General features: G+C 51.8%; 19 protein-coding genes. 4 read left to right on the top strand and 15 right to left on the bottom strand.

Annotated elements, in window-relative coordinates:
• Positions 1-8 precede the first annotated feature (8 nt).
• The 15 genes from rnhB to rpsB all read right to left on the bottom strand — a co-directional run bounded on the left by rnhB (position 9) and on the right by rpsB (position 14,936).
• Entirely contained in the window at positions 9-605 is a 597-nt protein-coding gene (rnhB, locus tag OGV69_RS11110) for a ribonuclease HII (RefSeq protein WP_038637421.1), read from the bottom strand.
• On the bottom strand, positions 602-1,750 hold the full coding sequence (gene lpxB / locus OGV69_RS11105; protein WP_042312164.1) for a lipid-A-disaccharide synthase: 1,149 nt from the start codon (positions 1,748-1,750) through the stop codon (positions 602-604). The genes rnhB and lpxB overlap by 4 nt, the downstream gene beginning before the upstream one ends.
• On the bottom strand, positions 1,750-2,538 hold the full coding sequence (gene lpxA, locus OGV69_RS11100) for an acyl-ACP--UDP-N-acetylglucosamine O-acyltransferase (protein WP_038637417.1): 789 nt from the start codon (positions 2,536-2,538) through the stop codon (positions 1,750-1,752). The genes lpxB and lpxA overlap by 1 nt, the downstream gene beginning before the upstream one ends.
• A gap of 3 nt (positions 2,539-2,541) precedes the next feature.
• The gene (gene fabZ / locus OGV69_RS11095; RefSeq protein WP_003018528.1) at positions 2,542-2,997 is read right to left on the bottom strand and encodes a 3-hydroxyacyl-ACP dehydratase FabZ; all 456 of its coding nucleotides are present in this window, start codon (positions 2,995-2,997) and stop codon (positions 2,542-2,544) included.
• Between the two features lie 103 nt (positions 2,998-3,100).
• Complete coding sequence (gene lpxD / locus OGV69_RS11090; RefSeq protein WP_038637414.1) at positions 3,101-4,126, bottom strand: UDP-3-O-(3-hydroxymyristoyl)glucosamine N-acyltransferase; 1,026 nt, start codon at positions 4,124-4,126, stop codon at positions 3,101-3,103.
• Positions 4,127-4,129: 3 nt separating this feature from the next.
• Positions 4,130-4,615, bottom strand: a complete 486-nt coding sequence (skp, locus tag OGV69_RS11085; RefSeq protein WP_016151765.1) for a molecular chaperone Skp — start codon at positions 4,613-4,615, stop codon at positions 4,130-4,132.
• 122 nt (positions 4,616-4,737) lie between these two features.
• Positions 4,738-7,152, bottom strand: a complete 2,415-nt coding sequence (gene bamA / locus OGV69_RS11080; RefSeq protein WP_038637411.1) for an outer membrane protein assembly factor BamA — start codon at positions 7,150-7,152, stop codon at positions 4,738-4,740.
• A 29-nt stretch (positions 7,153-7,181) separates the two neighbouring features.
• The gene (gene rseP, locus OGV69_RS11075; RefSeq protein WP_038637407.1) at positions 7,182-8,534 is read right to left on the bottom strand and encodes a sigma E protease regulator RseP; all 1,353 of its coding nucleotides are present in this window, start codon (positions 8,532-8,534) and stop codon (positions 7,182-7,184) included.
• An 11-nt stretch (positions 8,535-8,545) separates the two neighbouring features.
• The gene (gene cdsA / locus OGV69_RS11070) at positions 8,546-9,403 is read right to left on the bottom strand and encodes a phosphatidate cytidylyltransferase (RefSeq protein WP_038637406.1); all 858 of its coding nucleotides are present in this window, start codon (positions 9,401-9,403) and stop codon (positions 8,546-8,548) included.
• A gap of 12 nt (positions 9,404-9,415) precedes the next feature.
• Positions 9,416-10,174, bottom strand: a complete 759-nt coding sequence (gene ispU, locus OGV69_RS11065) for a (2E,6E)-farnesyl-diphosphate-specific ditrans,polycis-undecaprenyl-diphosphate synthase (protein WP_032940405.1) — start codon at positions 10,172-10,174, stop codon at positions 9,416-9,418.
• A 187-nt stretch (positions 10,175-10,361) separates the two neighbouring features.
• Positions 10,362-11,558: a 1-deoxy-D-xylulose-5-phosphate reductoisomerase gene (ispC, locus tag OGV69_RS11060; RefSeq protein ID WP_038637403.1), complete on the bottom strand. Its 1,197-nt coding sequence runs from the start codon at positions 11,556-11,558 to the stop codon at positions 10,362-10,364.
• 98 nt (positions 11,559-11,656) lie between these two features.
• A complete protein-coding gene (gene frr, locus OGV69_RS11055) occupies positions 11,657-12,214 on the bottom strand; it encodes a ribosome recycling factor (protein WP_006686783.1) in 558 nt (185 codons plus the stop codon).
• 139 nt (positions 12,215-12,353) lie between these two features.
• Positions 12,354-13,079 carry a UMP kinase gene (pyrH, locus tag OGV69_RS11050; protein WP_003018549.1) on the bottom strand — a complete coding sequence of 242 codons (726 nt, stop codon included), beginning with the start codon at positions 13,077-13,079 and terminating at the stop codon, positions 12,354-12,356.
• Between the two features lie 145 nt (positions 13,080-13,224).
• Positions 13,225-14,076, bottom strand: a complete 852-nt coding sequence (gene tsf, locus OGV69_RS11045) for a translation elongation factor Ts (RefSeq protein WP_003018551.1) — start codon at positions 14,074-14,076, stop codon at positions 13,225-13,227.
• A gap of 134 nt (positions 14,077-14,210) precedes the next feature.
• A complete protein-coding gene (rpsB, locus tag OGV69_RS11040; protein WP_003018553.1) occupies positions 14,211-14,936 on the bottom strand; it encodes a 30S ribosomal protein S2 in 726 nt (241 codons plus the stop codon).
• Between the two features lie 451 nt (positions 14,937-15,387).
• On the opposite strand from rpsB, the gene map reads away from it, so the two are divergent.
• The 4 genes from map to OGV69_RS11020 all read left to right on the top strand — a co-directional run bounded on the left by map (position 15,388) and on the right by OGV69_RS11020 (position 20,320).
• Positions 15,388-16,182: a type I methionyl aminopeptidase gene (gene map / locus OGV69_RS11035; RefSeq protein WP_038637400.1), complete on the top strand. Its 795-nt coding sequence runs from the start codon at positions 15,388-15,390 to the stop codon at positions 16,180-16,182.
• 113 nt (positions 16,183-16,295) lie between these two features.
• Positions 16,296-18,968, top strand: coding sequence for a bifunctional uridylyltransferase/uridylyl-removing protein GlnD (glnD, locus tag OGV69_RS11030; protein ID WP_069324022.1), 2,673 nt, complete (start codon positions 16,296-16,298; stop codon positions 18,966-18,968).
• A gap of 31 nt (positions 18,969-18,999) precedes the next feature.
• Positions 19,000-19,824, top strand: coding sequence for a 2,3,4,5-tetrahydropyridine-2,6-dicarboxylate N-succinyltransferase (dapD, locus tag OGV69_RS11025; protein ID WP_006686779.1), 825 nt, complete (start codon positions 19,000-19,002; stop codon positions 19,822-19,824).
• Between the two features lie 109 nt (positions 19,825-19,933).
• On the top strand, positions 19,934-20,320 hold the full coding sequence (locus tag OGV69_RS11020) for a DUF3461 family protein (RefSeq protein ID WP_003018562.1): 387 nt from the start codon (positions 19,934-19,936) through the stop codon (positions 20,318-20,320).
• The last annotated feature ends 59 nt before the right edge of the window (positions 20,321-20,379 follow it).

The raw sequence follows: 20,379 nt of genomic DNA, 5'->3' as shown, positions 1-20,379 counted from the left end.
CACAAGAATCAGGACGTGAGTCCCAGTGCGCGTTTGACGGGGCCAAAACTGCGGCGATGGTGCTCTGTCGCGCCATACAGTGCCAATTTTTCCAGATGAAAAGCGGTTGGATAGCCTTTGTGCTGCGCAAAGCCATACTGCGGAAAAACCGTATCCAGCGCTGCCATTTCAGCATCGCGGGTCACTTTTGCCAGTATTGACGCTGCGCTAATCTCCGCTACGCGGCTATCACCTTTGACTACCGCCATCGACGGTACCGGTAATGCCGGACAACGATTGCCGTCAATCAGTACGTATTCCGGCGCAATATGCAGCCCCGCGACCGCACGCTGCATCGCCAGCATGGTGGCATGCAAAATATTCAGATCGTCGATTTCATGCGGTTCCGCACGGCCCACGCTCCAGCTTAACGCTTTTTCTTTTATTTCATCAAACAACGCCAGGCGACGTTTTTCCGACAATTTTTTTGAGTCGTTAAGACCGATAATCGGGCGAGCCGGATCCAGAATGACGGCAGCAGTAACAACCGCCCCAACCAAAGGACCACGTCCGACTTCATCCACACCCGCCACTAAATGCGTATGCGGATAAACAAATTCAATCATTGCGCTAACTCCAGGACTGCATCCGCCGCCTGCTCATCAGCATTGCAACGGATCTGCTGATGCAGTTCACGGAAAGTGTCATGCATCGCATGGCTGGTTTTACCATTCGCCAGTAACGGCAACAGCGCTTGCGCCAGCGCATGCGGCTCACACTCTTCCTGCAACAGCTCTTTAACCAGTTCTCTTCCCGCTAACAGGTTAGGAAGCGAAACGTAATCCGTTTTCACCAGACGCTTCGCCAGCCAGAAGGTAAAAGGTTTCATGCGGTAGCCGACCACCATCGGACACTTTGCCAGCATACATTCCAGCGCGGCGGTGCCTGAAGCCAACAGTGCGGCGTCGCTGGCCACCATCGCTTCACGTCCCATTCCATTAAGCAGATGCACGGAAAGCTCCGGCGCAACCTCAGCTTTGATACGCTCAAACTGCTCCCGACGTTTGGCATTGACCAGCGGCACCACCACTTCGAGATCCGGGTAATGCTGACGTAACAACTGCGCCGTTTTCAGAAAATCGGCGCTGAGCATCTCCACTTCCGCGCCACGGCTTCCAGGCAGCAGCGCCAGGCAGTGAGCATCGTGGGGAATACCCAGAATATCACGCGCCGCGTTTTTATCCGGATCCAACGGCATGGCATCCGCCATGGTGTGGCCGATAAAGCGGCACGGGACGTTAAATTTGTCATAAAACGCTTTTTCGAAAGGCAGAAAGGCCAGCACCATATTAGTGGATCTGCCTATTTTGAAAACGCGTTTCTGTCGCCATGCCCAGACGGACGGACTGACATAATGAATGGTTTTTATGCCCTGCTTTTTCAAGTTCCCTTCAAGGGTAATATTGAAATCAGGCGCATCAATACCAACGAAAACATCCGGCTTGAGATCGGTGAATCGACGAGTGAGATCGGCACGAATATGCAGTAAACGGCGCAGACGTCCGAGCACTTCAACAATGCCCATCACCGCCAGTTCTTCCATTTCGTACCAGGCTTCACAGCCTTCGGCCTGCATTAGCGGCCCCGCCACGCCAACAAAACGCGCATTGGGAACACGAGCTTTGAGTGCGCGGATTAGCCCTGCACCAAGAATATCGCCGGAGGTTTCTCCGGCGACGAGGGCAATCGTTAAAGGACGCTGCTCAGTCATTAACGAATCAGACCACGCGTTGAGCGCTCAAAGAAGTCGCTGAAAGCCTGGACTTCAGGGTGCTGTTTCGCCAGTTCGGCGATTTCCGGTTTCGCTTCTTCCAACGTTTTACCGCTACGGTACAACGCTTTGTAGGCATTACGAATCGCGGTAATCGCTTCGCGGGTGAACCCACGACGCTTCAGACCTTCGATATTGACGCCAAACGGCGTCGCGTGGTTGCCCTGGGCGATAACGTACGGTGGCACGTCCTGAGCAACGCCAGAACAGCCGCCAACCATCACATGCGCGCCGATGATGCAGAATTGATGCACCGCAGTCATGCCGCCGATGATAACAAAATCATCCAGCGAAACATGTCCGGCAAGCGTGGCGTTATTCGCCAGAATACAGCGGTTGCCTACCGTACAATCATGCGCGACGTGCGCATTAATCATCAGTAAGTTATCGCTGCCCACCTTCGTCACTCCACCGCCCTGCACTGTGCCACGATGAATGGTGACGCTTTCGCGGATGCGGTTGCGATCGCCAATTTCCACGCGGGTCGGTTCGCCAGCATATTTAAGATCCTGGTTAACTTCGCCGATGGAGGCAAACTGATAGATCTCGTTATCGCGACCAATTTTTGTATGGCCATTCACGACAACGTGAGACTTCAGTACGGTACCCTCACCAATTTCAACATGGGGTCCAACAATACAAAATGGGCCAATGTGAGCGTTAGCGCCAATACTGGCGCCCTCTTCCACAATGGCGGTAGGGTGAATAAAGGCGGATTTATCAATCACGTATCAGGCCTCCCGGCTACGGGCACACATCATCGTTGCTTCGCACACAACTTTACCGTCGACCAGCGCAACCCCTTTAAAACGGGTCAGGCCACGGCGCGTTTTCTCGAAAGTCACTTCCATGATCATCTGATCGCCCGGCACGACAGGACGCTTAAAGCGTGCTTCGTCAATACCCGCGAAATAGTACAGTTCGCCTGGTTCCAGTTTTCCTACGCTTTTAAATGCGAGGATACCGGTGGCCTGCGCCATCGCTTCCAGAATCAGTACGCCAGGGAAAATAGGTTTGCCCGGGAAGTGGCCCTGGAAGAAAGGCTCATTAACGGATACATTTTTCACTGCGCGCAGAAAACGACCTTCTTCAAAATCCAGCACGCGGTCAACCAGCAGAAACGGAAAACGGTGCGGCAGAAGTTCTAAAATCTCTTCAATATGCAGAGTATGAGTGTTAGTAGTCAAAATACTCTTCCTGTCAAAATATACTAAAAGGCAATAATAACACGGCCTGTCGCAATCGTATGAATGGGACAGGCCGAAAAGTCAGACATGCAAAAAAGGTGCTTTAGTCTTGTTGATTAACCTTGCGCTCAATCGCTTTGAGGCGCTTGCTCATATCATCAATATTCATCACCAGTGCAGCTGTTTTACGCCATACCTTATTGGGTTGTAGCGGAATGCCTGAGGAGTAGACGCCAGGTTCCGTGATAGGACGCATCACCATACCCATGCCAGTTACCGTGACTTTGTCGCATATTTCCATATGCCCATTGATCACGCTGGCGCCGCCAATCATGCAGTAACGGCCAATCTTCAGGCTACCCGCCATAATGACGCCACCGGCTACCGCCGTATTGTCGCCAATCACAACGTTATGTGCAATCTGGCACTGATTATCAATGATAACACCATTACCGATCACAGTATCGTCCAGGGCACCACGGTCAATGGTAGTACAAGCGCCGATCTCGACGCGATCGCCGATAATCACGCGACCAAGCTGCGGGATCTTCACCCAGTTACCGCGATCGTTCGCGTAACCAAATCCATCCGAACCGACGACAGTGCTGGATTGGATCAGGCAATTCTCACCGATCTGAATGTCGTGGTAAATCGTCACATTCGCCCACAAGCGAGAACCTGCGCCGATTTTTGTATTTTTTCCGACGAAGCAGCCTGCGCCAATAACCACGTTATCGCCCAGTTCTACGCCAGACTCAATGACCGCATTTGCGCCCACAGAGACATTTTTACCCAGCTTCGCCGTCGCATCGATCGCTGCACTCGGTGCAACGTTTTGTGCGGGCTGCGGCGTGGTATCTAAAATTTGCGCCATACGAGCATAGGTCAGGTAGGGATTCTTCACTACCAGCGCTGCACTCTTAGCAAAAGGAAGATCGTCCTGCGTCATGACAACGGCAGAAGCCTGGCATACGCCTAAGTGTTCACGGTACTTAGGATTCACCATAAACGTGATATTGCCAGTTTGCGCAGATTGCATGGACGCTACGCCGGTGATGACGATATCGCCATCACCGTGTAATTCTGCATCCAACTGCTCTGCTAAATCAGCCAGTCGAATTGAAGGCATTACTTATTTAACCTGTTTCAGTACGTCAGCGGTGATGTCTTTTACATCGCTGCTATTGTATGCAACGGTGTTTGCGTCAACGACCAGATCGATGCTCTGGCTGTTAGCAACAGATTTCACAGCTGTCTGGATACGAGTAACCAGTTTGCCACGTTCTTCGTTGGAACGACGCGCACGATCCTGCTCAAAAGCCTGAGCTTTCTGTGAGAAAGTCTGACGCTGAGCCATAACGTCTTTTTCCAGCTTGGTACGATCGCTACCCGCTTTCATTGATTGCAGACGCTGCATTTTAGATTGCAGATCGGATTCCATACGTTGCAGTTCGCTGGCACGGCCTTTGAACTCGTTTTCCAGCGTAGCGGAAACACCTGTCTTCTGTGCAACCTGTTGGAACAGGCTACCCATGTTGACGATTGCAATTTTGTCAGCGGCCTGTGCGGACGTTGCCATCGCTAAACCGAGACCTGCAGCTAATAACCACTTTTTCACAATTAACTCCTTACCATCCCATTTGCACCCGAAGGTACAGTTCTTTGCGTGGCCAGGCGATCCCATGCAAGATCGCCTAAAGTCAGCGCTACACTACCACTACATTCCTTTGCGAAGAACAATTACCAGGTTTTACCAATGTTAAACTGGAACTGTTCCGCTTTGTCTCCATCGTACTTCTTGAACGGTTGGGCGTAGGAGAAAACCAACGGCCCCAATGGGGACATCCATTGTAAAGCGATACCTGCTGACATACGGATATTGCTCGGATCGCTATAGTCCGGTACATCCGACGGCGCAGATGACGGATCCCAGTTCGTATCCCAAACGGTACCCATATCCCAGAAGAACGAGGTACGGACCGAGTTGGCATACTTGTCGCTGATGAACGGCGTCGGAGTAATAAACTCCAGGCTGGCGACAGCCATGGCGTTACCACCTACCGCATCATCAGATTTACAGCCAGCTTCCTGAGTACAGTCTTCGTAATCATTATTATCGTCCCAGCTCGTGTGGGCGCCATTTTTATAAACAGCTTTCGGGCCGATAGTATTCGACTGGAAACCACGCACGGTACTGGAACCACCAGCATAGAAGTTCTCGTAGAACGGCATCTCTTTACTACCGATGCCATCACCATAACCCCACTTGGTACGGCCCAGGACAACCCATTTGTGATCGTCATCAATCGGCACGTAGGTCGCGGTATCCATCGACAATTTGTAGTATTCGTTATCAGAACCCGGAATGGTCACTTTACCATTCAGGTTGACACGCGAACCGTCTGTCGGGAAATAACCACGGTCTAACTTGTTGTACGTCCAACCGTAGTTGAAGGTGAAGTCATCAGCGGCAAAACTGCTGGTATCAGCGGGTTGTCCCATCGACTCAAGATAACGATCCATCGCGATCTGCGGCTGCATGTTGGACAGTTTGTTATGTACATAACCCAAGCCAGCACGCAGCGTATTGTATTCGTTAACCGGGAAGCCGAGCGTTACGTCAGTACCATAACTTTTGTTGGTATAGTCGGACAGGTCTGCATCATCCGCTTCAAAGTCGTTATAGAAGACGCGGCCGCCAAGGCTCACACCGTCAACGGTGAAGTACGGGTTGGTGACAGATAGCTCAGTATAGGTCTGGTAGTCGTTTTTAGTGCCGTTAATCCCGACGGAATAACCGGTACCTAACCAGTTATCCTGCTGAACGCCCGCCTGGAAGCTCACGCCGCTCTCGGTACCGTAACCGACGCCGAAGTTAAAGCTACCGGTGTTACGCTCTTTCACCTTATAGACCACATCAACCTGATCCGGACGGCCCGGAACACGCTGAGTATCGGTATCGACGGTTTCAAAGTAACCCAGACGGTTCAGACGTTCTTTACCCTGGTCGACCAGATCGCTGCCCAACCATGCGCCTTCCATCTGACGCATTTCGCGACGCAGAACGGAGTCTTTAGACGTGTCGTTACCTTCAAAGCGAATCTTACGCACATAGAAACGGTTACCCGCATCCACATTTACGCGTAATTTAACGGTTTTGTCGGCATCGTTGATTTCAGGCTGCGACTGTACGCGCGGATAGGCATAGCCATAGCGCCCCAGTAGCTTCTTGATATCATCTTCCATTTTGGTCACTTTGGTACCGTTATAGAGTTCGCCTGGCTCGATTTTGGTCAGGCTCTCAATTTCGGCGGAGTGTCCGGCCAGGTTACCGCTCACCTCTACCCCAGAAAGCTTGTACTGATCGCCTTCAGTGATGTTAACGGTGATGTAGATACCTTTTTTATCCGGCGTCAGGCTTACCTGGGTAGAATCGATATTAAAGCGAGCATAACCGCGATCCAGATAGTAGCTGCGCAGGGTTTCGAGATCGCCCGCGAGTTTCTGTTTCTGGTATTTACGATCGCCCACTACGTTCCACCACGGCACTTCATCACGCAGTTGGAAGTGAGAGATTAGTTCGTCAGTCGAGAAGGCATGGTTGCCGACGATATTGATCTGTTGGATCTTCGCCGAAACACCTTCCTGGAAGACCAGTTTGAGGTCAACGCGGTTACGCGGCAACGGCGTTACCACCGCTTTCACACTGGCGCTGTACTTACCGACGCTATAGTAGAAATCTTCCAGGCCTTTTTCGATATCGGCAAGCGTGGTGCGATCCAGAGACTCGCCAACACGTACGCCAGACGCCTCGAGGTTTTGCTTCAGCATGTCGTCTTTCACCGATTTGTTACCGGAGAAAGTAATGCTGGCAATCGTCGGACGTTCTTTTACCTGAACCAGAAGGGTATCACCATCGCGCAGGACGCGGACATCCTCAAAGTTACCGGTGGCGAACAGAGCACGAATGGTATTACTGATGTCTTCATCATTAACCGTGTCGCCTGTGCGCACCGGCATACTCAGGAGAGCCGCACCAACGGCGACTCGCTGTAGGCCTTCGAAATGAATGTCCTTCACTACGAACCCTTCAGCACCGTATACGGTGGCGCTGCTAAACAGCAGCGACGCTATGAGCAACTTTTTCATCGCCATCGTTATTATGCGTTCTTCCTAACACTCTCTTACAACCGAGAGAAATCATTGAAAAGTGCAAGCCCCATTAACAACACCAGCAAGATAGAGCCAATGCGATAACTAAAGTCTTGAACCCGCTCGGATACCGGACCGCCCTTCAGCTTTTCAATCGCCAGGAACAGCAGATGCCCCCCGTCAAGAACGGGCAACGGAAACAGGTTAATTATCCCTAAGTTCACGCTGATAAGCGCAAGGAACATCAGGTAATAAATCACCCCGAACTCCGCTGACATCCCAGCCCCCTGGGCGATAGAAATCGGCCCACTGAGGTTGTTCAGTTTTACATCACCGGTAATCAATTTTCCCAGCATACTGACCGTCAGCTTCATCAACTGCCACGTTTTATCCGAGGCTTCGACGATGGCGCTGAAGGGTCCATACTGGCGTACAGTCTTATACTCATCAGGCAGAGGAATAATTTTAGGCACCACGCCCGCAAAACCTTCTGCCTTCCCGTTAACCTGTTTTGAATCCGGGGTTAACGTTAAAGACAAGGAACTGCCTTGTCTTTCAATATCTAGCGCTAACGGCTTATCCGGATTATCGCGCACCAGCGTCACGAACATCATCCATTGCGTCAGCGGCTGACCATTGACTTTAACGATCCTGTCGCCAGCTTGCAAACCCGCCTTACTTGCAGCCGAGTTAGCCTGCACTTCTGACAGCACCGATTCAATCTGCGGACCGCGTGGGCGAATCCCTAAACTGGCGACGGGATCCTGTTTGTCTGGCTCAAATGCCCAATGGCGCAAATCCAGCGTTTTGTCCTGCCGCTGGTTACTGCCAAACTGCGCCACGCTGAGCGTTGTATGCTCATCGCCAATTTTGGAAACCAACTGCAGTCTCACGGCATCCCAATCAGGGGTTTCGATACCATCAACCGCTTTTAGTTCCGTACCAGGCTGAATTTGCGCCTGCGCAGCAATCGAGTTGGGTGTTATTTCACCAACAACCGGACGAACGCCAGGAACGCCAATGATAAACACCAGCCAATAAGCGAAAATAGCAAAAAGGAAGTTTGCGATCGGACCTGCGGCGATAATAGCCGCGCGCTGCCCAACCGTTTTATTGTTGAAAGCGTAATGGCGCAGCTCCGGTACCACCGGTTCAGCGCGCTCATCCAGCATTTTGACGTAACCGCCGAGGGGGATTAGAGCGATGACGTATTCTGTACCCAGTTTATCGGTACGACGCCAAAGCGCTTTTCCAAAGCCAATGGAAAAGCGCTCAACGCGGACTCCGCAGCGCCGTGCAACCCAGAAATGACCAAATTCATGCACGGTGATAAGCACACCGAGTGCGACGATGAATGCAGCCAGATTCCAGAGAATACTCAGCATAAGACCATCCGTTAGAGCGTCCTGAATACCAGTAACAACAGGCAGGCAAAGACCGGTACCGCAGCCGTCAGGCTATCAATACGATCCAGAATACCGCCGTGTCCTGGAATTAAGTGACCACTGTCCTTAATACCTGCTTCACGCTTAAACATACTCTCAGTCAGGTCACCCAGCACGGAGGCCAGGGCTGCAACGATGGAGCAAATGAGCAAGGTGACAGGCGCAACTTCAAGATTCGCCCACATGCCATAACCCCATGAGATTACGGCCGCAGTGGCGAGTCCGCCAATAAAACCCTGCCAGGTTTTACCAGGAGAAACCTTCGGCGCCAGTTTGTGTTTGCCAAACAGCTTACCAAACATATACGCGCCAGAGTCCGCTCCCCAGACGAGGATCATGACATACAGCAGCCATAGCGCGCCACTATAATGATTTTCATCATAGTGCCATGCCCGTAGCGCCAGCATTCCCCAAAAGAAAGGAACAATGGTTAGCACGCCGAAAATTATGCGTAATGTTTTGGAATTACGCCAGACCGACGCAGAACCTGGGTAAAACAGTACCAGTAACAGCGCGACGATCCACCAACCCAGCGACGCCCATAGCGATACTTCAACCAGCGGCTGATGAATATTGCGATGGTATTCTGGCAGTAAAAATAGCATTAGCGCCAGCAATAGCCCGCACAAAACCGCCAGCCAGACTCGCTGTGTACGCGTGGTAAAACCGCTTAACTGTCCCCATTCCCAGGCGGCCAACATACAGACAACCAGCGTAACAATGGCGAACCCCACCGGCGGCAGCAAAAACAACGCCGCGATGACAACGGGTATTAAAACAAAAGCAGAAATCAGGCGATACTTCAGCAAAAGCGACCCCCATCAGGCTTTTTCATCACCGGGCTCGGTGCCGCCGAAACGACGCTCACGATTAGCAAAGGCATGCAGCGCACCTTCAAAGTCTTGTTCATCGAAATCGGGCCAGAGAACATCCGTAAAGTAAAGTTCGGCATAGGCAATTTGCCACAACAAAAAATTACTAATTCGATGTTCTCCCCCAGTCCTTATCACTAAATCCACAGGGGCCAGTTCATGCATACAAATTTGCTGCCCAAGCATCTCTTCATCGATTTGCTCTGGACGCAGCAGACCTTCCTGCACCTGTTGTGCCAGTTGCCTGACTCCCTGGACAATATCCCACCGTCCACCGTAATTCGCTGCAATATTCAGCGTCAACCCGGTATTCTGGGCGGTAAGCGCTTCTGATTTGCGAATCCGTTCTTGCAAACGTGAGTTAAATCGACTGATATCCCCGATAATACGCAGACGTACGTTATGGCGGTGCAGGTTTTTCACTTCGCTATCAAGCGCCCACACAAACAGTTCCATTAACGCGCTCACTTCCTGCGCAGGTCGGTTCCAGTTCTCACTGCTAAAGGCATACAGCGTTAACGCATCAATACCGTTATTGGCAGCAAAAGAGACAGCCCGGCGGACGGATTTTGCTCCGGCCTTATGCCCAAAGGCGCGAATCTTCCCTTGCTTTTTCGCCCAGCGGCCATTGCCATCCATGATGATTGCTACATGGCGGCAACCATGTGCTGGCAAATTTTCGCTTAATGGTTTAGTTGCAGACAACATAACGCGTTTTTAGTCCCTGAAAGGATTTACGGTACTCAGGAATACTGAAGCCCATCCACAAAAAAGCCGTGTCAAACCACGGCTTACCCGACCGAAAAAAAGCAACTACCCGCGATCGAGTGGCGCAGACTATATCACTGAAGCCCAACGCTAACAAATAGCACGATCTTCCGTAGAGGGATTATCATCAGCTTGAGAGTCGCATCACTTCTTTTCTGGCGACTTCCCGCGCGATGGTATCAACCTTCAGCACGTCATCAACGCTCTGTGGCTCCTGCAAATCCATCTTATCCAGTACGGATAAATTAAGATCGGCAATATCGGTAAATCGAATCTGCTGCGCCAGAAATGCGGCAACGGTAATTTCATTCGCGGCGTTCAGGGCGGTCGTCGCCGCCTGCCCTTGCTCAAACGCGTCCATCGCCAGTTTCAGGCACGGATAGCGCTGATAATCAGGTGCGGAAAACGTCAACGCACTGAGTTGGCAAAAGTCGACAGGCTTAACGCCAGACGTCACACGTTCCGGCCATGCCATCGTATGGGCAATAGGTGTACGCATGTCAGGTTCCCCCAACTGCGCCAGAACGCTGCCATCCTGATAACGTACCATCGAATGAATAACCGACTGCGGATGAATCAGCACTTCCATCTGGCTTGCGCTGGCATTGAATAACCAACGCGCTTCAATGTATTCCAGACCTTTATTCATCATGGTGGCTGAATCGACAGAGATTTTTCGTCCCATCGACCAATTCGGATGACGACATGCCTGATCGGGGGTCATAGCAACCAGATCGCGCAATGGCGTTTCACGGAAAGGGCCACCAGACCCGGTAAGCAGTACGGACACGACGCCGTTTTGCTCAAGGTCAGCGTATCCCAGATTGAGTTGGATCGGTTGCGGTAAACTCTGAAAAATCGCGTTATGCTCGCTATCTACCGGCAAAAGCTGCGCTTTGTGGCGTTTCACGTCGTCCATAAACAGACGTCCGCAGGTGACCAGAGACTCTTTGTTCGCCAGCAAAATGCTTTTGCCCGCGCGGATTGCCGAAAGCGTCGGCAGCAGGCCCGCTGCGCCGACAATCGCCGCCATGACCTGATCAACATCATCCAGCGCGGCCATATCACAGGCGGCCTGCTGTCCGCTCATAACTTCAGTGCGGCTACCCTGCTCCAGCAGAGCCGATTTTAGCAATGCCGCGCTTTTTTCATCGTCCATTACCGCATAGCGAGGAGAAAATTCCAGGCATTGCTCCACCATACGGGCAACATTCTTTCCCGCAACCAACGCAGCAACACGAAATTTTTCCGGGTTATGGCGTACTACATCCAGCGTACTGCAACCAATGGAACCGGTTGATCCCAGGATGGTTAATTGCTTCATGAGACATCCAGAAAAATAGGGTATAGACAGAAAAAAGCAAAACGCCGCCATCCAGCCTTTGCAGGCCTTCTAAGCGGCGTTTTTAGCGTACAGATGAATCAGAACTGCATCAGTTCCGTTTCTTTCTCTGCCAGCGCCGCATCAACTTTCTTGATCGCTGCGTCAGTCAGTTTCTGTACTTCGTCCTGAGAACGGCGATCGTCGTCTTCGCTGATCTCTTTATCTTTCAACAGCGCTTTCACTTTGTCGTTTGCATCGCGGCGTACGTTACGTACGGCAACACGCGCGCCTTCAGCTTCGCCACGCACGATCTTGGTCAGATCTTTACGACGCTCTTCGGTCAGCGGCGGCAGCGGAACGCGGATGTCGGAACCCGCTGAACTTGGATTCAGACCAAGGTCGGAAGCCATAATTGCTTTTTCAACGGCTGGTCCCATGGAACGGTCAAACACGTTGATTTTCAGGGTACGGGAATCTTCAACCGTTACGCTTGCCAGCTGGCGCAGCGGAGTCGGCGTGCCGTAATATTCCACGACAATACCATCCAGCAGGCTAGGAGAAGCACGGCCCGTACGAATTTTGCTGATTTGATTTTTGAACGCTTCGACGCATTTGTCCATGCGTACTTCAGCATCTTTTCTGATATCGTTGATCACGTTACGAATCCTTGAAAGCTCGTTTCAGTCAGACCATACCCACCACGCAAGCTGTGACAAGTATAGTCTTGATTAATTTTGAGGGACGTATCCCGCGACATTAAAGCGGAATATTACCTGCATTTAGCCGCAACGGGAATTATTCCGTGATTAACGTGCCTTCTTTTTCACCCATAACAACACGGCGCAGCGCACCCGGTTTGTTCATGTTAAAGACACGAATCGGTAATTTGTGGTCACGAGCCAGCGTGAACGCCGCCAGATCCATCACTTTCAGCTCTTTATCCAGTACTTCAGTGTAGGTCAACTGTTCGTACATGGTCGCCGTAGGATCTTTAGCCGGGTCGGCAGTAAATACGCCGTCCACTTTGGTTGCTTTCAGTACCACATCCGCTTCAATTTCAATACCGCGCAGACAGGCTGCTGAATCAGTAGTGAAGAACGGATTGCCGGTACCTGCAGACAAAATAACAACGCGGTTGTTACGCAGCAGGCTGATAGCTTCCGCCCAGCTGTAGTTATCACACACGCCGTTCAGAGGAATGGCGGACATCAAGCGAGCGTTCACATAGGCGCGGTGAAGCGCATCGCGCATCGCCAGACCGTTCATTACGGTGGCTAACATGCCCATGTGGTCGCCCACAACGCGGTTCATCCCTGCTTTCGCCAGACCAGCACCACGGAACAGGTTACCGCCACCAATCACTACGCCAACCTGAATACCCAGCTCAACCAGCTCTTTGATTTCCTGAGCCATACGGTCAAGTATGCTTGCATCAATACCGAAGCCTTCTGAACCTTGCAGAGCTTCGCCACTTAACTTAAGCAGAATACGTTTGTAGACGGGTTTTGCATTGGTAGCCATGTTTCTTTCCTGAGACTGTCAACGAATGAGATGAGTTAATTCCGGCGACATTGTATGTCGCTTTTCAGCATGACCACTATAGCGGTTCGCTGAATTTACAAGCCAGACACAAAAAGAAGCCGCCCTCAGGCGGCTCCTTTAAAAATTAAGACTGCTTGGACATCGCAGCAACTTCTGCTGCAAAGTCAGTCTCAACTTTCTCGATGCCTTCACCCACTTCGAAGCGGATGAAACCAGTTACGTCAGCGTTGTGCTCTTTCAGCAGCTGACCAACAGATTTGCTCGGTTCCATAACGAAAGGCTGACCAGTCAGAGAAACTTCGCCGGTGAATTTCTTCATACGGCCTTCAACCATTTTCTCTGCGATTTCTTTCGGCTTGCCAGACTGCATGGCGATGTCCAGCTGAACCTGGTATTCTTTCTCTACCACTTCAGCAGAAACGTCTTCCGGCTTAACGAATTCTGGTTTGCTTGCAGCAACGTGCATTGCCAGCTGTTTAACCAGTTCTTCGTCAGCGCCAGTAGCAGCAACCAGAACACCGATACGCGCACCGTGCTGGTAGTTACCCAGAACTTCGCCTTCCAGGGAAGCCACGCGACGAATGTTGATGTTCTCACCGATTTTAGCAACCAGCGCAACACGTTCTTCTTCGAACTGTGCTTTCAGAACTTCAACGTCAGTGATTTTGCCAGCAACGGCAGCGTCCAGTACTTTGTCAGCAAATGCCTGGAAACCAGCATCTTTAGCAACGAAGTCAGTCTGGCAGTTAACTTCCAGAATGAAAGCGATGTTGCCGTCGATTTTGGTTTTGATTACGCCGTCAGCAGCAACGTTGCCTGCTTTTTTCGCCGCTTTGATTGCGCCGGACTTACGCATGTTTTCGATTGCCAGCTCGATGTCGCCATTAGCTTCAGTCAGTGCTTTTTTGCAATCCATCATGCCTGCGCCAGTACGCTCACGCAGCTCTTTTACCAGGGATGCGGTAATTTCAGCCATTCTAAAATCCTCGGAAGATTTGATCTGCCCGGCATGAAACCGCACAGATTTAAAAGTGAAAAAGGGGCCTAAAGGGCCCCTAACCAAACGTGATACTACCTGGTTTATAAGGGGGCTCGAACGAGCGTGCCTTATTATTCAGCTTCTACGAAGCTTTCTTCCGCCTGGGAAGCCAGATCCTGAGAACGGCCTTCACGAACGGTAGTAGCTACAGCGCCCAAGTACAGGGTCACAGCACGGATTGCGTCGTCGTTACCCGGGATAACGAAGTCAACACCGTCCGGATCAGAGTTGGTATCAACGATAGCAAATACCGGGATACCCAGGTTGTTTGCTTCTTTGATAGCAATGTGCTCGTGGTCAGCATCGATTACGAACAGAGCGTCCGGCAGACCGCCCATGTCTTTGATACCGCCCAGGCTGTTTTCCAGTTTCTCAAGCTCACGAGTACGCATCAGCGCTTCTTTCTTGGTCAGCTTTTCGAAAGTACCGTCCTGAGACTGAGTTTCCAGATCTTTCAGACGTTTGATGGACTGACGAACGGTTTTCCAGTTAGTCAGCATACCGCCCAGCCAGCGATGGTTCACGAAGAACTGGTCGCAGCTGTTAGCAGCTTCTTTCACCGCTTCGCTTGCAGCGCGTTTAGTACCAACGAAAAGGATTTTACCTTTACGAGCAGAGATCTTGTTCAGTTCAGCCAGAGCTTCGTTGAACATCGGTACAGTTTTCTCAAGGTTGATGATGTGAACTTTGTTACGCGCACCGAAGATGAACGGCTTCATTTTCGGGTTCCAGTAACGGGTCTGGTGACCAAAGTGAACACCAGCCTTGAGCATGTCGCGCATGGAAACAGTTGCCATGATTAAAACCTCTATATATAAAAGTTGGGGTTAAGCCTCCACGCATCCCATATTACCGACCCCAAAGGGCACCCCGGAATATGTGCCGATACGTGTGTGTTGTTACACAAAGTGAGATTTGTCGCTCCCGTCCATCGTGTGTAGTCTTCGAATGGATCGGAAGTCCGGCGCGCTTTATACCACAAATACGCCACCGACACCAATAATTGTTGGCACTCAGTGCTGAATTGAACGATGAATTTCGTGTTACAGGCAGGCGGCAAATTTTTGAATCCCCGGGAGCTTACGGCCAGTAAGTGACTGGGGTGAAAAAATGTAGCCAACGCACCTGTGGCACGAAAGGCGAAGTTCAGAATGATTCTCAATTTGGCAGGGTACACCCCTGACTGATACCATTGTCAGCACTTACACAATTATTGCCGAAAATAATCGGCACTGATGGACAGAATTCATGGCTATCTCAATCAAGACCCCTGAAGAAATCGAAAAAATGCGCGTCGCTGGCCGTCTGGCGGCGGAAGTACTGGAGATGATCGAACCGTTCATTAAACCGGGCGTCAGCACCGGAGAACTGGATCGCATCTGTAATGACTATATCGTTAATGAGCAGCAGGCCATTTCCGCGTGCCTGGGCTACCACGGTTACCCTAAATCCGTGTGTATCTCGATTAACGAAGTGGTGTGCCACGGGATCCCGGACGACGCGAAGCACCTGAAAGATGGTGATATCGTTAACATCGACGTGACCGTGATTAAAGACGAATTCCACGGCGATACCTCCAAAATGTTTATCGTCGGCAAACCCACCATTCTGGGCGAACGTCTGTGCCGTGTAACGCAGGAAAGCCTGTATCTGGCGCTGCGGATGGTTAAACCGGGCATTCGCCTGCGCACGTTGGGCGCTGCGATTCAGAAATACGCGGAAGGCGAAGGCTTCTCTGTAGTACGTGAATACTGCGGTCACGGTATCGGTCGCGGCTTCCACGAGGAGCCTCAGGTTCTGCACTACGATGCGGACGACGGCGGCGTGGTACTGCAGCCGGGCATGACTTTCACCGTAGAACCGATGCTGAATGCCGGTGATTACCGCATCCGCACCATGAAAGACGGCTGGACGGTGAAAACCAAAGACCGCAGCTTGTCTGCTCAGTACGAGCATACTATTGTGGTGACGGAAAACGGCTGTGAGATCCTAACGTTACGCAAGGATGACACCATCCCGGCGATCATCACACACGACGAATAATGTTTTGCCTGATGGCGATGCATTCGCATCTTATCAGGCCTACAAATTGTACTACTTCGTAGGCCGGATAAGGCGTTCACGCCATCATCCGGCTTTTTAATGGGTGGCGCATAATGAATACTCTTCCTGAACAGCACGCAAATACAGCCCTCCCCACCCTGCCTGGCCAACCGCAAAATCCCGGAACCTGGCCACAGCACGATCTCAACTGCGCCGGCATTAAAGCGCATATCGACACGTTCCAGCGCTGGTTAGGCGAAGCGTTTGACAGCGGAATTTCCGCTGAACAGCTTATTGAGGCCCGTACCGAATTTATTGACCAGTTGCTACAGCGCCTGTGGATTGAAGCCGGTTTTGGCCAAATTGCCGACCTGGCGCTGGTTGCCGTTGGGGGTTACGGGCGTGGCGAACTGCACCCGCTTTCCGATATCGACCTGTTGATCCTCAGCCGTAAAAAGCTACCTGACGCGCAGGCCGAAAAAGTCGGAGAGCTGTTAACGCTGTTGTGGGACGTGAGGCTGGAAGTGGGCCACAGCGTGCGTACGCTGGAAGAGTGTCTGCTGGAAGGTTTATCAGATTTAACCGTCGCCACCAATCTGATAGAAACACGCCTGCTGATTGGCGACGTGGCGCTGTTTCTCGAGCTACAAAAGCATATTTTTAGCGAAGGTTTCTGGCCGTCCGATAAGTTTTACGCCGCCAAAGTGGAAGAGCAAAATCAACGTCACCAGCGTTATCACGGCACCAGCTACAATCTGGAACCCGATATCAAAAGCAGCCCCGGCGGCCTGCGCGACATCCACACTCTACAATGGGTCGCCCGCCGCCATTTTGGCGCCACGTCGCTGGATGAAATGGTTGGTTTTGGTTTTTTGACGCTGGCGGAGCGTGCCGAGCTGAATGAATGCTTGCATATCCTGTGGCGCATACGCTTTGCTCTGCACCTGATCGTGAGTCGTTACGATAACCGCCTGCTGTTTGATCGTCAGCTCAGCGTAGCCCAACGGCTAAACTACGGCGGCGAGGGCAACGAGCCAATCGAGCGGATGATGAAAGACTATTTCCGCGTTACGCGACGGGTCAGCGAACTGAACCACATGCTGTTGCAGCTGTTCGACGAGGCGATCCTCGCCATGCCCGCCGACGAAAAGCCGCGTCCGATTGATGACGACTTTCAACTGCGCGGCTCCTTGATTGATCTGCGCAGCGATGACCTGTTTATCCGTAAACCCGAAGCGATATTGCGGATGTTTTACATCATGGTGCGTAACAGCGCAATCAGCGGGATTTACTCCACCACGCTGCGCCATCTGCGCCATGCCCGCCGTCATTTAACGCAGCCGTTATGCTACATCCCGGAAGCGCGCTCGCTGTTTCTCAGCATGTTACGCCATCCGGGCGCGGTGAGCCGCGGCCTGCTGCCGATGCATCGCCACAGCGTATTGTGGGCCTATATGCCGCAATGGTCGCATATCGTCGGCCAAATGCAGTTTGACCTGTTTCATGCCTATACGGTAGATGAACACACCATCCGCGTGATGCTCAAGCTGGAAAGTTTTGCCAACGAAGCGACCCGCCAACGCCATCCGCTGTGTGTGGATCTGTGGCCGCGCCTGCGGCAGCCGGAGCTGATTCTGATTGCCGCTTTGTTCCATGATATCGCCAAAGGCCGCGGTGGCGATCATTCGGTTCTCGGTGCTCAGGACGTACTCAAATTCGCCGAACTGCACGGCCTGAACTCCCGCGAAACACAGCTGATCATGTGGCTGGTGCGCCAGCATTTACTGATGTCAGTAACCGCTCAACGTCGCGATATTCAGGATCCCGAAGTGATTAAGCAATTCGCCGAAGAAGTGCAAACGGAACACCGCCTGCGCTTTTTGGTGTGCCTGACCGTCGCGGATATTTGCGCCACCAACGAAACGCTGTGGAATAGCTGGAAGCAAAGCCTGCTGCGCGAGCTGTACTTTGCCACGGAAAAACAGCTACGTCGTGGGATGCAAAACACGCCGGATATGCGCGAGCGCGTGCGTCACCATCAGCTTCAGGCGCTGGCGTTATTGCGGATGGATAACATTGATGAAGAAGCGCTGCACCATATCTGGTCACGCTGTCGGGCAAACTATTTCGTGCGCCACAGTCCAAATCAACTGGCCTGGCATGCGCGTCATCTCTTACAACATGACCTCAAAGAGCCGCTCATTCTGCTTAGCCCGCAGGCAACGCGTGGAGGAACGGAAATCTTTATCTGGAGTCCGGATCGCCCGTATCTGTTTGCCGCCGTTTGCGCCGAGCTGGACCGGCGTAATCTGAGCGTCCACGATGCGCAGATTTTCACCACCCGCGATGGAATGGCGATGGATACATTCATTGTGCTGGAGCCGGACGGTAGCCCGCTGTCGTCAGACCGACACGAAGCGATCCGTTTTGGGCTGGAACAGGCGATCACTCAGCGTAGCTGGCAACCGCCGCAACCACGTCGCCAGCCGGCAAAATTACGCCATTTTACCGTCGATACCGAAGTGACTTTTCTGCCGACCCATACCGATCGAAAATCATTCCTCGAGCTTATCGCTCTCGACCAGCCAGGACTGCTGGCGCGGGTCGGGCAGATTTTTGCCGATCTGGGAATTTCGCTGCATGGCGCCCGAATTACAACAATTGGCGAGCGAGTAGAAGATTTATTCATAATCGCCACCGCCGACCGGCGCGCCCTTAATAATGAGCTGCAGCAGGAAGTGCATCAACGGTTGACAGAGGCCCTCAATCCAAACGATAAAGGGTGATGTTTTTATTTATTATGGAAAGAGTTTAACAATGCAGCAGTTACAGAACGTTATTGAATCCGCTTTCGAGCGCCGTGCCGACATTACTCCGGCAAATGTGGATACCGTAACCCGCGAAGCGGTGAATCAGGTTATTTCTTTACTGGATTCCGGTGCTCTGCGCGTCGCAGAAAAGATTGAGGGTCAGTGGGTCACGCATCAGTGGCTGAAAAAAGCGGTCCTGCTCTCTTTTCGTATTAACGATAATCAGGTTATCGATGGTGCGGAAAGCCGTTACTTCGATAAAGTGCCGATGAAATTCGCCGACTATGACGAAGCGCGTTTTCAGAAAGAAGGTTTCCGCGTGGTGCCGCCTGCGGCAGTACGTCAGGGCGCGTTTATCGCCCGTAACACCGTGCTGATGCCGTCTTACGTGAACATCGGCGCTTATGTTGATGAAGGTACGATGGTTGATACTTGGGCGACAGTCGGGTCCTGTGCGCAAATCGGTAAAAACGTACACTTGTCCGGCGGCGTTGGCATTGGCGGCGTACTGGAGCCGTTACAGGCTAACCCGACCATCATTGAAGACAACTGCTTCATCGGCGCGCGTTCTGAAGTCGTAGAAGGTGTGATCGTCGAAGAAGGATCCGTTATCTCCATGGGCGTGTACATCGGCCAGAGCACCCGTATTTACGATCGCGAAACGGGCGAAGTACATTATGGCCGCGTTCCGGCGGGCTCCGTTGTCGTCTCCGGCAACCTGCCGTCGAAAGATGGCAAATACAGCCTGTACTGCGCGGTGATAGTGAAAAAGGTTGATGCCAAAACGCGTGGCAAAGTGGGAATCAACGAACTGTTACGCACCATCGACTAACAGCAATTTGAAAAAGCGGGCTTAGCCCGCTTTTTTTACATCTGCGAGTGGCGTAAACAAGGCTTTTCGTTAATTATTCAATGGTTATAGTGAGCTTAAGGGTACCGCTATGTATGACAATCTAAAAAGTCTGGGCATTACTAATCCTGAAGAGATCGATCGTTACAGCCTGCGGCAAGAAGCCAATAACGATATCCTGAAAATCTATTTCCAGAAGGATAAAGGCGAGTTTTTTGCCAAGAGCGTGAAGTTCAAATATCCCCGTCAGCGTAAAACGGTTGTCGCCGATGGCGTCGGCCAGGGTTATAAAGAAGTGCAGGAGATCAGCCCCAACCTGCGCTATGTGATCGATGAACTGGATCAGATCTGCCAGCGCGATCGCAGCGAAGTCGATCTTAAACGTAAGATCCTCGATGATTTACGTCATCTGGAAAGCGTCGTGACCAACAAGATCAGCGAAATTGAAGCCGATCTGGAAAAACTCACGCGTAAATAACCGCGAGTGGATGTATTCGTAGGCCGGGTAAGGCGAAGCCGCCACCCGGCATTTTGCCT

The sequence above is a fragment of the Citrobacter sp. Cc139 genome (assembly GCF_030334645.1).
GTDB classification, from domain to species: domain Bacteria; phylum Pseudomonadota; class Gammaproteobacteria; order Enterobacterales; family Enterobacteriaceae; genus Citrobacter; species Citrobacter werkmanii.
This window is presented reverse-complemented; position numbering and strand designations above follow the sequence as displayed.